Consider the following 12,840-nt stretch of genomic DNA (forward strand, 5'->3'; position numbering starts at 1 on the left):
AGCTTTGGCCAGTAATTGACCCGAGCCCGCCGTGTCCGAATTCCGCTTGCGGCCCGGCGCCCGGGCCCCGCCTGCGCGGTACGGCCCCGGCGCCGATTCCCCTCACTCGAGGCGGGCGGCGAGTATCAGCCATATGGCGTCTGACCTGCGAAAATAACGATGCCGGGGACCGATCTCGCGGCCTAGGATCGACCCCCACTCACATGGGGGATACACATCATGAACAAGAACCTCTTCCGCGCGTCCGCGGTCGCCGCTGCCGCCGTCGCCTTCTCGGGCGTCATCTCCATCTCGCAGTCCGCGAGCGCCGCGCAGACCTGCTCGCCCGCCAGCGCCAACGGCTGGGCCAACTCGATGCCCGGCGTCATCCCCGAGGCGACGCTGCACGCGCCGACCTGCGTCGAGGCGCTCCCGGACAACAAGGTCCGCGGGAAGGTGACCGTCGGCTGGGAATTCATCAACGACGGCCAGTCCGACATGACCAGCAAGCGCTACACCTCGTTCAAGGTGACGACGCGGCTGGAGAGCCGTGTGCCGGGCGGCACCGACGTCGTGGTCACCAGCAAGACCTGTGACCTCACGGCCAACATCAACGCGTCCCCCAAGAGCTCCGTCACCTGTCTGACCCCGTCGGCCACCCTGGACCCGAAGAAGCAGTGGTCCGGCGACGCCACGGTCGTCTACGACATCGAGGGCGACAACAAGGGCCCCGTCACCTGGGAGCTGGCCGGCTCGCCGCTGATGAGCTAGTGCCGTACCACCGGCCGAGCGGGTGGAACCTTCGGGTCGCGGGCGAGTCGCCCGCGCGGTCGGCATGCACGGGCGGGCGCGGTTGCTTGGGTGGGCGCGTCCCATCCGAGCACTCCTCCAGGGAGATCCGCGTGTCCCATCGTCCGGTCCTGCGCAGCCTGGTCATCGGAGCCTGTACGGCGGCTCTGATGGCCGGCTCCGGCATGCTCACCCTCACCGCCCAGGCGGAGGGCCGGCCGGCGGCCTCCGCCGGCGTCGCCCCGGCCCGGATGACCCGCGCGGAGCTGACGGTCATCGACTTCTGGGAGCAGTACTACGACGCGACCACCGGGTACCACGGCGAGGGCAAGGGCACCCTCGCCGTCCGGAGGGAACACCTCACCGCGGAGCTCGACGAGGCACTCGGGCAGTGGAGCTCCGACCATCAGGCCGATCCGGTCTTCCGCAGCCGGGAACTGCCCACGGAAGCCGCGATCGTGACGGCCGGCGCCGGCGTCGACGCGGGTCACGAGAAGGTCGTCGTGACCCAGACCTTCGAGAACGGCACCACCCAGGACGTCTGGTACCAGGTGAACCTCGAAACGAGGACCATCGACGTCCTCCAGGACCCGACGACCTGATCCCGACGCCTTCCCGCTAGCCCGCCGTGATCCCGCCGAGGAAGACACCCCAGCTCGCGGGCGTGACGGCGAGCTCGGGACCGGCCGTCACCTTGGAGTCCCGGACGTGCACCGCGTCCGTGCCGGCGGCGACCTCGACGCAGGAGTCGCCTTCGCTGCCGCTGTACGTGGACTTGTGCCAGGAGAGGGCGACCTCGACACAGTTGTCGCCCTGGCTGCTGCTGTAGCTGCTCTTGAACCACCGCAACTCGGAGCTGTTCACAGGGATCCTCGCATTCGCATCAACAGGCCCATGCTGTCAGCAGGATTGAGGGCCTGGATGCGAAGTTTGGCATATTGCTGATGGAGATTGCTGATGGCTTTCGGGTCAGAGATGACCTGGCCCATCTGCGGGCCTTCGGTGTAGCCCAGCCACTCGTGCTCCTGGGTTTCTAGGAGACAGAAGGGGCCGTCGGTGCCCGCGTGCTCAGGGCTGATCCTCGGCATGATCTGGAGATCCACATTGGGCAGATCCGCCACCTCCAGCAGGTGGTCGATCAGCTCGCGCGTCACCTCCGGTCCGCCCGTCTGCCGCTCGATCACCGCCTGTTCGATGATGAAGCTGAAGGCGACGTACGGCGTCTTGAGGAGCAGGGCTTGGCGGGCCATCCGGAAGGTGACGCGCGCCTCCGCCTCCTCCTTCGTCGCCAGCGGCGGCACGTCCCGGATCTGCGCCCGCGCGTAGGCCTCCGTCTGTAACAGCCCCGGTATCGACCTGCACTCGTACGTATTGAGGGCGATCGCGTCCTCTTCCAGCTCGGCCCACCGACGGAACCACTTCGCCAGCCCCCGCCGCCGCGACAGCTTCTTCGCCGCGATGCGGATGACGCCGAAGCCGTCCAGCACCTCCTCCGCCTTCTCCACGAACTTCGTGGACGGGTGGCGGCGACCCTGCTCCACCGAGGCCACGTACTGGACCGAGTACCCGACCAGCGGCCGGAGCTGCTCCTGCGTCAAGTTGGCCCGTTTGCGGAACGCCTTGATCGTCTCGCCGAAGTTCCGCAGGTCGTCGTCCGGTTCGACCTCGGCGTCGCCGCTCTCGTCGACACTCGTCACAGCGGTCACCTCCCCGAACAAGGGTCACGCACGGTGACTGTCACTGTCCAGAGCGTGGACTACTACAGTTGAAAAGTAGTAGTTGCCCTGCTGGGAAGTTCCCTGGCCGCACGGGACGTTCAGTCCCATGACCACACCCCCTGGCTCCGCCCAGGCCCTCGTACGCGTGTTCACTCAGCGTTTCAGTTCCACCCCGCGCGGCGCCCGCCTCGCCCGCCAGTTGGCCCTCGTCGAGCTGCATGACTGGGGTTTTCCCGAATCCACCAGGCTGTCCGCCGACGCCGGGCTGCTCGTGGCCGAGCTCGCCGCCAACGCCGTCACCCACGGCCGTGTCCCCGGGCGGGACTTCGAGCTCAAGCTGACGTTGCTGGAGAACGCCCTGCGCGTCGAGGTCTCCGATGCCCGCCGCGACCGCCGCCCCACCCCGCTGCCGCACGCCTACCAGGCCGAATCCGGCTACGGACTCCGCATCGTCGAGGCCCTCGCCGCCGGCTGGGGCGTCACGGACCGGCTGATCGGCAAGACGGTCTGGGCCGAGCTGGCCCGCCGGGCGGGCCACCGGACGTAGGCGCGGGTCAGGACCGCCAGCGCGGCGCGTCGTCGTCCGGGGTGTCCGGGCTGGCGAAGTGGAACGGTACGCCGAGGTGGGCGGCCAGGGCGCCGCCCGCGTGGGTGGCGGCGGCCGCCGACGGGTGGAGCGGGCCGGCGTCGGCGCCGTCCAGGGCGCGCACGGCCGTGCCCCAGTAGATCGTGGCCAGGCACTTCTCCCCGGCCGGCTCGTCCGTGATCGCCAGCAGTTTCACGAACCAGTCGTGGACGGTGTCCCCGTCCCAGACGGCCTCGACGGCCACCACGCGGCCGCTGATGCCGAGGGCGAGGGCGGAGAGCGAGTCCAGGTCGAGCGGCGAGTCGGGGGTACGGGCCACCCGGTCCCCGAAGTGCAGGTAGCGCAGGTGGACGATCTCCTGCGCTTCCCGCAGACCGACGCCGTGGACGCGCCCGGCCTCCCATACGAGCCGGGTCGCCTGGAGGGGGCTGTCCTGGAGGACGTACCCGTCGGCCTGGGTGCGGATCCCGGCGGGGAGGGCCTGCCACTGGTTCTCGGCGTCGGTTGCGCGGTTCGTCATGGCGTCATGATCGGCGGGCGGGCCGCGGCCGTCGAGGGGATTTCGGCGGGCTACTCCCTCGAGCGCCGGGGCCGACCGTACCTGCGGCGGCGCAGCTCGTCGACCTCCAGGTCCGAGCGGCGGCGCTGACCGGCCGTGAACATCGTGCCGCCGATGAGGAGGAACAGGCCGCCGGTGATGCCCAGGCCCAGCGGGTCGAGGGCGCGGCTGCCGGTGGTCTCCATCCAGGGGTCGAGGCCGCCGAGCCGGTCCTTGAAGAGGACGACGTGCCCGCCCGGCGCCACCTGGGCGTAGCAGTTCCGGATGGCGTCGAGCTCGTGGCTCTCGCCCGACGGCTCGACCGCGCGGCAGTAGAAGCGGGTGTCGCCCTGGGAGTTGGTGTACTCGCGGGACTCCGTCACCACCGCGTCGACCCGTTCGCCGAGCACCTTCAGGTACGACTCGTTGAGGTTGGAACCGGCGAAGACGCCGAGCGCCATGGCGCCGAAGCCCACGAGGGTGGCGGCTCCCGCCCGGTTCCAGAACGTGCCGGCGACGCCCGCGCCGAGTCCGGCCGCGGCGAGGACGACGAGCACTCCGACGTACAACAGGCCGTACGGGAACTGGGAGATGAAGCCGCCCAGCGTGGCGCCCCCGGCGACGAACACGGCCCAGAACAGCGAGTTCCGTGTGCGCCGGGCCCGCGGCGGGCCGGCCTTCCCCATGGGCCCGGTCGTCCGGGCTGCCGTGTCGGCCGTGTCCATGTCGCTCTCCTCCGAGCCCCCGTGTGCCGTCCGCCCGAGCCTACGCAGGGGCCGGGCGGGCGTGCCCGGAGGGTTCAAGGGCTCGGAGGGGCCAAGGGTTCAGAGGGGCCAAGGGCTCAGAGGGGCCAAGGGCTCAGAGGTACTGGGCGAACTCGTCCAGGGTGCGCAGCACCTGCGGCTTCGGCGCCGAGGGCAGCTGGAGGACGACCTCCTCGATGCCCAGGTCGGCGTAGTGGCTCAGCTTGCCGGGGCTGGGCTGGACGGCGTACGGGACCACCTGGAGGGACTTGGGGTCGCGTCCGGCGGTCTCCCAGACCTGGCGCAGCACCGGAAGCGTCTCGGTGAGGCCGCCGCCGCCGATCGGGAGCCAGCCGTCGGCGTGGTCGGCGATGGCGGCGAAGAGCTTCGGGCCGGCCGCGCCGCCGATCAGGGTGCGGGGGCCGTGCAGGGGCACGCCGGGGGCGAGTTCGCGCGGGGCCTGGACCGGCTTGGGGTGGGCGCTGCTGGCCTGGACGGAGCAGTACTGGCCGACGTACGCCGTGGGTTCCGGGGCCCACAGGGCGCGCATCAGGGCCATGCGGTCGCGGACCAGCTCGCGGCGGGTGGGCCACTCGACGCCGTGGTCGGCGGCCTCCTCGACGTTCCAGCCGTAGCCGATGCCGAGGGTGAAACGGCCGCCGGAGAGGTGGTCCAGGGTCGCGACCTGCTTGGCGAGGTCGATCGGGTCGTGCTGGGCGACGAGGGTGATGCCGGTGCCGAGGTGCAGGCGCTCGGTCACGGCGGCGGCCTGGCCGAGGGCCACGAAGGGGTCGAGGGTGCGGCCGTACATCTCGGGGAGTTCGCCGCCCATGGGGGCCGCGGTGTCGCGGGCGACCGGGATGTGGGTGTGCTCCGGGAGGTAGAGGCCGGAGAAGCCGCGCTCCTCCAGGCTGCGGGCCAGGCGTACGGGGGAGATGGTGCGGTCGGTGAGGAAGATGGTCGTGGCGATCCGCATGGGTTCTGGCACCTCCGAGACGTGGGACACGCAACGGTACGGGCTGGACCCGCGATTGTTGAGGGGGCGTCAGGTGGTGGGGTCGTGCTTCGGCCGTGCGGCGGGCCCGCGTCAGCCGCGCGGGTATCCCGTGCGTCAGCCGCGCGGGTACCGGGCCAGCCAGCCGGGGGAGGCCTCCGTGGGGCTGTGGAGGGTCGGGCCCTGGGTCATCTCCAGGGCGAAGTCCTCGGCGATCTCCAGCAGCGTGGCGCGGCCTTCGAGCTCGGCGAGCCAGGCGGCCGGGAGGGCCGTCTCGCCGTGGAGGGCGCCGAGCAGCGCCCCGCACAGCGCGCCGGCGGCGGTGGAGTCGCCGCCGTGGTTCACGGCGAGGCGCAGGCCGTGGGCGATGTCCTCGGCGACGAGGGCGCAGTAGACGGCGACGGCGAGTGCGTCGGCGGCGTCGGGGCCGTCGGCCGTGTCGGGGGCGTTGGCGGTGCCGGGGGCGTGGGGGCCGTCGGCCGCCCGGCCGAGGGTTTCCACGGCCCGGGGCCCGGGCGAGCCCTGGGTGACGGCCGACAGGGCGCGCTGGAGGGCGTCCGTGACGGGCTGGTGGCCGGGGCGGGCGCCCAGCAGGCCCAGGGTCCGCTGGACGGCGGAGTCGAGGGAGTCGCCGCGGATCAGGCCGTGGACGATGACGGCGAGGGCGCCGGCCGAGAGGGAGGCGGTGGGGTGACCGTGGCTCTGCGCGGCGCATTCGACGGCGAGCTGGAGGACGAGGGCAGGCTCCCAGCCGACCAGCAGCCCGAAGGGGGCCGAACGGGCGGCGGCGGCCGCGTCGCGGGCGGCGGGGTTCTTCGGCTGGTCGAGGGTGCCGAGGGTCTCGTCGGCGAAACCGGTCAGGCAGGCGCGGTCCGGGGCGCGGCGGGCGTAGAGCCACTCCTCCTGCGCGAGCCAGCCGTTGTCCTCGCGGCGCTCGTCGGGGCCCCAGTCGTTCTGGGTGGCGGCCCAGCGCAGGTAGGCGCGGTGGATGTCGGTGGGCGGGTGCCAGGCGCCGGTGTCCCGGCGCACGTGGGCCCGTATCAGCCCGTCCACGGTGAAGAGGGTGAGCTGGGTGGCGGCGGTGACCCGGCCGCGGCGGCCGTGGGCGGGCGCGGGCGCGGTCAGGCCGTCGGGGCCGTGGGCCTCGCGGATGCCGTCGAGGGTGAGGCCGAAGAGGGGCGCGCCGAGGGCGTCGCCGAGCGCGGAGCCGAGGAGCGTGCCGCGGACACGGCTGCGGAAGTCCTGCTGCTCGATGCGGCCCCAGAGCCCGGTGACGACGGCGCGCCCGAGCGTCCGCCCCTCGCCCGCGGCGGGCTCGGCCACCCTGTGCCCTGCGGGCCCGGCTCCGGCCGCGTGCCCGTGCCCGTGCCCGTGCCCGGCGGGGCCGTCGGCGGCCGCGTCCCCGGTCCCGTGCCCGGCTGTGGCAACGGGTGCGGGCGGGTGTCCGGCTCCGGCTGCGGGCCCGACGTCGCCAAAGGGTGCGGCCATGTGCCCGGTTCCGCCCGCGGGCGCTGCGGGTGCGGGCGGGTGTCCGCTTTCGGGGGCCGTCCCCTGCCCTGCGGGGCCGCCGGCGAACCGGGCTCCGTACTCGGCGGATCCGGCTACGGCGGGTGCGGGCACGTACCCGGCTGCCGGATGGGCCACGGGCTCGGTGGCAGGTACGGCGAAGGGCGGGGGTCCTGCGGCGGGTTCGAAGCCGACCTCCGGCGCGGCGGGTACGCACGCGGCTCCGGCCACGCCCATGGGTACGGGTGCCGGTTCCGCCGGGAATCCGGCCACGGGTCCTGCCATGGCTGCGGCAGCGGGTGCGGGCACGTATCCGAAGGGTGGGCTCCCCGCCTCGGGCCCGGCGGTGAAGCCGGCTGCGGGGCCCGGCGCGGGCTCGGCGGCAGGTGGGGCGAAGGGCGGCGGGCCGGCCGGGAATCTGGCCAGGGGGCCTGCCGCGGGGCCGGGCAGGGCCTGTCCGGCTTCGGGTACGGGCCCCGTTCCGCTGTTCGTACCGATCATTTCGTCCACCCCCGGCACCCCGCCCCCGCTGACCACTTCACCCGATGCCCGGCGCCCGGCACTGCACTCGTACCCGCCGCGCATGCGAAACCCGCACTGTAGTAGACAGCTTCGATCGAATCCGGAAGTGGTTCGCCAAGAGGCCCGTAAGTGATCAAAGAACGGCCAGATCGAGAACACTTCCAGCCGCGACCTGGCTCATGGCACGTTTTGTCACTTGCCTTCGAGCCGGTTGTTTTCGGCCACGCCTCGTTCATGCGACGTTCTCCGGAGCCGCTGAGCCTCGAACGCATGAAGAAGGCTCTCCTCGCCGCGACCGCCGTCGCCGCCGCACTCACCGCTTCCCTGGTCGTGGCCCCCGCCGCCACGGCCAACGGCCTGGACCGCCTCCCGTGGGCCGGTCACCAGAACGACCGTTCCGCCATCCCCTTCACCGAGGCCACCGTCACCGCCGGCGCCGACGGCTCGTTCACCCTGCGGTGGAAGGCCCGTGGCACCAAGCGGGTCGAGATCAAGGCGAACGGCAAGGTCGTCGCCAAGGGCGGCGCCGAGGGCCGGGCCGTGGTCACGGGGCTGCCCGCCGCCGACCGCCAGTGGTTCGACTTCAAGCCGGAGCGCGGCGGCAGCCTGCGCCTCGCCGACCGCCAGATCAAGCTGGACGGAGCGGTCAACTTCCGCGACGCCGGCGGCTACCGCACCACCACCGGCCAGTGGGTCAAGATGGGCGAGATCTACCGCTCCGACGCCCTCAACAAGCTGACCGCGAACGACCTGGCCAAGCTGGAGCGCCTGCGCGTCAAGACCGTCTTCGACCTGCGGATGGAGGACGAGCGCACCAAGGACGCCGACAAGGTCCCGGCCGGCGCCACCTACGTCGTCGCCGACGTCTTCGCCGGCTCCGGCTCCTTCCAGACCCTCCCGAAGACCCCCGACGAGGCCGTCAAGGCCATGGTCGACGCCGAGAAGGCGATGGTCAGCGGCGACGGCGGCAAGAAGGCGTACACCCAGGTCTTCGACGGGATCCGCAACGACCACCGCCGCTCCGTCCTCTTCCACTGCACCGCCGGCAAGGACCGCACCGGCTGGGCCAACGCCTCCCTGCTGACCGCCCTCGGCGTGCCGAGCGAGACCGTCATGGCCGACTACCTCGCCAGCAACGACTACCGCAAGGCCGCCAACGACGCGGTCCTCTCCCACCTGCCCGCCCAGCAGGCCGCCGTCTACAAGCCGCTGCTCGACGTGCGCCCCGAGTACCTCAACTCCGGCTACGACGAGGTCAAGGCCGAGTACGGCTCCTTCGACCGCTACCTGAAGGACGGCCTCGGCATCGACTCCCGCGAGCTGCGCCGGCTCAAGAAGGACCTGCTCGTCGGCTGACCGCCACCAGGAGCGCGCGGGCCCGGCCGGACGCCACACCGGCCGGGCACCGCGCGCCGCCGTCAGTCCACCGCCGTCAGTCCACCGCCGTCAGTCCACCGCCGTCAGTCCAGTACCGGCAGCAGTTCCGGCAGGTGCCCGTCCGAGGCGCGGGCCGCGTCCTGCCGCTCCCGCGGCACCTCCCCGTACAGCGTCGTACGGGCCTTCGCGGGCCGCCCGGCCGCCTCGGCGACGGCGATCAGGTCCTGGACCGACTTGTACGAGCCGTAACTCGACCCCGCCATGCGCGAGATGGTCTCCTCCATCAGGGTCCCGCCCAGGTCGTTGGCCCCGGAGCGGAGCATCTCGGCCGCGCCCTCCGAGCCCAGCTTCACCCAACTCGTCTGGATGTTGGTGATGTGCGGGTGGAGCAGGAGCCGCGCCATCGCCGTCACGGCGCGGTTGTCGCGGACCGTCGGGCCGGGCCGGGCGATGCCCGCCAGGTACACGGGCGCGTTGGTGTGGATGAAGGGGAGCGTCACGAACTCCGTGAAACCACCGGTCTGCTGTTGGATGCGGGCCAGCGTGCGGAAGTGGCCGAGCCAGTGCCGCGGCTGGTCCACGTGCCCGTACATCATGGTCGACGAGGACCGGATGCCGAGCTCGTGCGCCGTCGTGACGACGTCGATCCAGTCCGCCGTCGGCAGCTTCCCCTTCGTGAGCACCCAGCGGACCTCGTCGTCGAGGATCTCCGCCGCCGTGCCCGGGATGGAATCCAGCCCGGCCTCCTTGGCCGCCGTCAGCCAGTCCCGTACGGACATCCCCGTCCGCGTGGCCCCGTTGACGACCTCCATCGGCGAGAAGGCGTGCACGTGCATGCCGGGGACCCGCTGCTTCACCGCGCGCGCGATGTCGAAGTACGCCGTCCCGGGCAGGTCCGGATGGATGCCGCCCTGCATGCACACCTCGACCGCGCCGACGTCCCAGGCCTGGGCCGCGCGGTCCGCGACCTGGTCCAGCGACAGCGTGTACGCGTCGGCGTCCGTGCGGCGCTGCGCGAAGGCGCAGAAACGGCAGCCGGTGTAGCAGACGTTGGTGAAGTTGATGTTCCGCGTGACGATGTAGGTGACCTCGTCGCCCACGACCGACTTGCGCAGGTCGTCGGCGATCCGGCACAGCGCGTCGAGCGCCGGGCCGTCCGCGTGCAGCAGCGCGAGCGCCTGCGCGTCGGTCAGCTTCGTCGGATCGTCCGCGGCCTGCGCGAGGGCGGCGCGTACGTCGGTGTCGATGCGCTCGGCCACCATGCCGGGAGCCGCCGCCTCGCGGAGGGCCTCCCAGTCCCCGTACACGTGGTCGAAGTCCTCGCGGCGGTCGCCGGTGCGTCCCTCGGAGTCGATGGTGGCGTGCAGGTCGGTGCGCCCGTAGGCGACGAACCCCTCGTCCGGCTCCTGCCAGGGCCGCCCCTCGACGGTGGCGCCCTCGTCGGCCAGCCCGGTCTCCGGGTCGGCCAGCGCCCGTACGTGCGGCAGCAGCCGCGGGTCCAGCCACGGCTCGCCGCGCTGCAGGAACTCCGGATAGATGGTCAGGCGTTCGCGCAGCTCGAAGCCGGCGGCCCGGGTGCGCTCGGCCAGCTCCTCGATGTGCGGCCAGGGGCGCTCGGGATTCACGTGGTCGGGGGTCAGCGGCGAGACCCCGCCCCAGTCGTCGATGCCGGCGCCGATGAGCAGGGCGTACTCGGCGTCCACCAGGTTCGGCGGGGCCTGGATCCGGGCGCTCGGGCCCAGGATGTGGCGGGCGACGGCGATGGCGGCGGCCAGCTCCTCCAGCTCCGCGTCCGGCATGCCGCGCATGGCGGTGTCCGGCTTGGCGCGGAAGTTCTGGACGATGACCTCCTGGATGCCGTGGTAGCTGCGCTGGATCCGACGGAGCTCGAAGAAGGCCTCGGCCCGCTCCTCGTAGGACTCGCCGATGCCGATCAGCACCCCGGTGGTGAAGGGGACGTTCGAACGCCCCGCGTCCTCCAGCACCCGCAGCCGTACGGCCGGTTCCTTGTCGGGGGAGCCGTGGTGGGGGCCGCCGGGCTCGGACCACAGGCGGGTGGCGGTGGTCTCCAGCATCATGCCCATGCTCGGCGCGACCGGCTTGAGGCGCTGGAGGTCGGACCAGGACATGACGCCCGGGTTGAGGTGCGGGAGCAGCCCCGTCTCCTCCAGGACGCGGATCGCCATGGCGCGGACGTAGGCGAGGGTGTCGTCGTAGCCGTGCGCGTCGAGCCATTCGCGGGCCTCGGGCCAGCGGTCCTCGGGGCGGTCGCCGAGGGTGAACAGCGCTTCCTTGCAGCCCATCGCCGCGCCCTGGCGGGCGATGTCGAGGACCTCGTCGGGGGAGAGGTACAGGCCGTGGCCGGCCTTGCGGAGCTTGCCGGGCACGGTCACGAAGGTGCAGTAGTGGCACCGGTCGCGGCACAGGCGGGTGAGCGGAATGAAGACCTTGCGCGAGTACGTGATGACACCGGGCCGGCCGGCGGCGGCGAGCCCGGAGTCCCTTACGCGTGCGGCGGACGCGGCGAGGTCCCGCAGGGCCTCGCCGCGCGCCTGGAGGAGCACGGCCGCCTCGGTCGCGTCGAGCGCGACGCCGTCTCGCGCCCGCCGGAGCGCGCGGCGCATCGCGTTGTCGGTCGGAGCGTCACTCGGAGTGGTCATGGGCCGAGCATACGATCCGACGTTGCTGCGGTGGGGCGGCGGTGGAGTGGCTCATCTCATCAGCTCACCGGCGTTGACCAGCAGGGACTGGCCGGTTATCGCCCGCGCCCGGTCGGAGGCGAGGAAGACGGCGGCGTCGGCGACGTCCCCGTCGGTGGCGAGATCGGGCAGTGCCATGCGCTCGGTCAGCCGGGCGTGGACCTCGGCCTCCGGGACGCCCTCGGTGTGGGCGGTGAAGGTGACGAAGGCCTGCACGGGCGGGCCCCACATCCAGCCGGGCAGCACGGTGTTGACGCGGATCCGGTGGGGGCCGAGCTCGCGGGCCATGGAGTACATGGCGGAGGTCAGGGCTCCTTTGGAGGCGGCGTAGGCGGCCTGCTGCACCTCGTTGGGCGCGGCGACGGCGGACTGCGTCCCGATGATGACCACCGAACCCCCGCGCTCCTTGAGCGCGGGCAGACAGGCCCGGGTCATCCTGAGGGTCCCCAGCAGGTTGACGTCGATGATCTGCTGCCAGGTCCCGAAGTCGGCGTCCTCCAGTCCACCGAAGTACGAGTCCCAGGCGGCGACGTGCACGACGGCGTCGACCCCGCCGAAGCGCTCGACCCCGAGGGCCGCCAGCGCGGCGCACTGCCCCTCGTCGGAGATGTCGGTGGGGCGGTACGCGGTATGGGTCCCCTCGGGGTCGATCTCGGCGGCGGACTTGGCGAGGTTCGCCTCGGTCCGCGCCCCGAGCACGGCGTTCCCCCCGTCCCGCACGACGGCGGCGGCCACCTGGTGCCCCAGCCCGGCCCCGACGCCGGAGACGATGACGGTCTTCCCTCGCAACAGCATGACGGACCTCCGCGCGGCACGGCGTATCTGACGACGCGTCAGGTTACGGCGCGGGCGCGACCCTGTGAAGGGGCGCGACCCCGGTGGGTGCCGGAGGTCACCGAGGCGGTGGTCAATCCGACCGGGGCCATGGGGCCCAGGGGGCGGCTTGGGCCGTCGGAGGCACGTCAATCGACCCCATGTGAAGCCTCCAGGAATTTAGCCTTGTCGCGTTCAATGTATGGCGAAAGATCGGTAAGCACCCGCAGGATGTTCCGCATTTCCCTTGTCAGGGCCGGGTGTGCAGCCCACGTCTCCGCCTTCCGCGTGAGAGCCGCCGACAGCAGGTCGTCGTCATAGAAGCCGCCGTCGTTCTGAGCCGGTGCCGTTTCGCGTAGAATTTCAAGTGCGAGCGGGAGCGTCCACGGAAGCCCGACATCCTGCCCGATGAGGCGCCCGAGCTCGTACGCTGTCAGCTCGCCGACAGGCAGCCGTCGCAACCTGTAAACGGCTTTGACCAGACTGGTCGACTCGGCCGGCGGTTCGGGCCAGACATCTCCTTCGAGGTCTTCGAGAGTGCGGGTGCGTTCAAGGTCCTTGCTCATTGATGTCCTT

General features: G+C 72.1%; 13 protein-coding genes. 4 read left to right on the plus strand and 9 right to left on the minus strand.

Annotated features, from left to right (window positions below):
• The first annotated feature begins 219 nt into the window (after positions 1-219).
• A complete protein-coding gene (locus AB0D29_RS19930) occupies positions 220-750 on the plus strand; it encodes a hypothetical protein (protein ID WP_362855744.1) in 531 nt (176 codons plus the stop codon).
• A 131-nt stretch (positions 751-881) separates the two neighbouring features.
• Entirely contained in the window at positions 882-1,370 is a 489-nt protein-coding gene (locus tag AB0D29_RS19935) for a hypothetical protein (protein WP_362855746.1), read from the plus strand.
• Between the two features lie 16 nt (positions 1,371-1,386).
• On the opposite strand, the gene AB0D29_RS19940 is transcribed toward AB0D29_RS19935, so the two are convergent.
• Complete coding sequence (locus AB0D29_RS19940; RefSeq protein ID WP_362855747.1) at positions 1,387-1,632, minus strand: DUF397 domain-containing protein; 246 nt, start codon at positions 1,630-1,632, stop codon at positions 1,387-1,389.
• Positions 1,629-2,465, minus strand: coding sequence for a helix-turn-helix transcriptional regulator (locus AB0D29_RS19945; protein WP_362855749.1), 837 nt, complete (start codon positions 2,463-2,465; stop codon positions 1,629-1,631). The genes AB0D29_RS19940 and AB0D29_RS19945 overlap by 4 nt, the downstream gene beginning before the upstream one ends.
• A 127-nt stretch (positions 2,466-2,592) precedes the next feature.
• Between AB0D29_RS19945 and AB0D29_RS19950 the strand changes: the two genes are divergently transcribed.
• Positions 2,593-3,033, plus strand: coding sequence for an ATP-binding protein (locus AB0D29_RS19950; RefSeq protein ID WP_362855750.1), 441 nt, complete (start codon positions 2,593-2,595; stop codon positions 3,031-3,033).
• A 7-nt stretch (positions 3,034-3,040) separates the two neighbouring features.
• On the opposite strand, the gene AB0D29_RS19955 is transcribed toward AB0D29_RS19950, so the two are convergent.
• The 4 genes from AB0D29_RS19955 to AB0D29_RS19970 all read right to left on the minus strand — a co-directional run bounded on the left by AB0D29_RS19955 (position 3,041) and on the right by AB0D29_RS19970 (position 6,670).
• Positions 3,041-3,592 carry a hypothetical protein gene (locus AB0D29_RS19955; RefSeq protein ID WP_362855751.1) on the minus strand — a complete coding sequence of 184 codons (552 nt, stop codon included), beginning with the start codon at positions 3,590-3,592 and terminating at the stop codon, positions 3,041-3,043.
• A 50-nt stretch (positions 3,593-3,642) separates the two neighbouring features.
• The gene (locus tag AB0D29_RS19960; protein ID WP_362855753.1) at positions 3,643-4,335 is read right to left on the minus strand and encodes a hypothetical protein; all 693 of its coding nucleotides are present in this window, start codon (positions 4,333-4,335) and stop codon (positions 3,643-3,645) included.
• A 133-nt stretch (positions 4,336-4,468) separates the two neighbouring features.
• Positions 4,469-5,329, minus strand: coding sequence for a TIGR03619 family F420-dependent LLM class oxidoreductase (locus AB0D29_RS19965; RefSeq protein WP_362855755.1), 861 nt, complete (start codon positions 5,327-5,329; stop codon positions 4,469-4,471).
• 135 nt (positions 5,330-5,464) lie between these two features.
• Positions 5,465-6,670: an ADP-ribosylglycohydrolase family protein gene (locus AB0D29_RS19970; RefSeq protein WP_362855966.1), complete on the minus strand. Its 1,206-nt coding sequence runs from the start codon at positions 6,668-6,670 to the stop codon at positions 5,465-5,467.
• A gap of 975 nt (positions 6,671-7,645) precedes the next feature.
• Here AB0D29_RS19970 and AB0D29_RS19975 point away from each other — a divergent pair.
• Complete coding sequence (locus AB0D29_RS19975; protein ID WP_362855756.1) at positions 7,646-8,731, plus strand: tyrosine-protein phosphatase; 1,086 nt, start codon at positions 7,646-7,648, stop codon at positions 8,729-8,731.
• 104 nt (positions 8,732-8,835) lie between these two features.
• Here AB0D29_RS19975 and AB0D29_RS19980 read toward each other — a convergent pair whose 3' ends face one another.
• The 3 genes from AB0D29_RS19980 to AB0D29_RS19990 all read right to left on the minus strand — a co-directional run bounded on the left by AB0D29_RS19980 (position 8,836) and on the right by AB0D29_RS19990 (position 12,830).
• The gene (locus AB0D29_RS19980; RefSeq protein ID WP_362855758.1) at positions 8,836-11,412 is read right to left on the minus strand and encodes a bifunctional FO biosynthesis protein CofGH; all 2,577 of its coding nucleotides are present in this window, start codon (positions 11,410-11,412) and stop codon (positions 8,836-8,838) included.
• A gap of 51 nt (positions 11,413-11,463) precedes the next feature.
• Positions 11,464-12,246 carry an SDR family oxidoreductase gene (locus AB0D29_RS19985; RefSeq protein WP_362855760.1) on the minus strand — a complete coding sequence of 261 codons (783 nt, stop codon included), beginning with the start codon at positions 12,244-12,246 and terminating at the stop codon, positions 11,464-11,466.
• A gap of 167 nt (positions 12,247-12,413) precedes the next feature.
• Entirely contained in the window at positions 12,414-12,830 is a 417-nt protein-coding gene (locus AB0D29_RS19990; RefSeq protein WP_362855761.1) for a contact-dependent growth inhibition system immunity protein, read from the minus strand.
• Between the last annotated feature and the right edge of the window lie 10 nt (positions 12,831-12,840).

The organism is Streptomyces sp. NPDC048424, assembly GCF_040651555.1.
Lineage (GTDB): Bacteria > Actinomycetota > Actinomycetes > Streptomycetales > Streptomycetaceae > Streptomyces.

Coding starts and splice junctions, on each gene's coding strand:
- AB0D29_RS19930 (WP_362855744.1), top strand. CDS start 220: ATGAACAAGAACCTCTTCCGCGCGTCCGCGGTCGCCGCTGCCGCCGTC.
- AB0D29_RS19950 (WP_362855750.1), top strand. CDS start 2,593: ATGACCACACCCCCTGGCTCCGCCCAGGCCCTCGTACGCGTGTTCACT.
- AB0D29_RS19955 (WP_362855751.1), bottom strand. CDS start 3,592: ATGACGAACCGCGCAACCGACGCCGAGAACCAGTGGCAGGCCCTCCCC.
- AB0D29_RS19960 (WP_362855753.1), bottom strand. CDS start 4,335: ATGGACACGGCCGACACGGCAGCCCGGACGACCGGGCCCATGGGGAAG.
- AB0D29_RS19965 (WP_362855755.1), bottom strand. CDS start 5,329: ATGCGGATCGCCACGACCATCTTCCTCACCGACCGCACCATCTCCCCC.
- AB0D29_RS19975 (WP_362855756.1), top strand. CDS start 7,646: ATGAAGAAGGCTCTCCTCGCCGCGACCGCCGTCGCCGCCGCACTCACC.
- AB0D29_RS19980 (WP_362855758.1), bottom strand. CDS start 11,412: ATGACCACTCCGAGTGACGCTCCGACCGACAACGCGATGCGCCGCGCG.
- AB0D29_RS19985 (WP_362855760.1), bottom strand. CDS start 12,246: ATGCTGTTGCGAGGGAAGACCGTCATCGTCTCCGGCGTCGGGGCCGGG.
- AB0D29_RS19990 (WP_362855761.1), bottom strand. CDS start 12,830: ATGAGCAAGGACCTTGAACGCACCCGCACTCTCGAAGACCTCGAAGGA.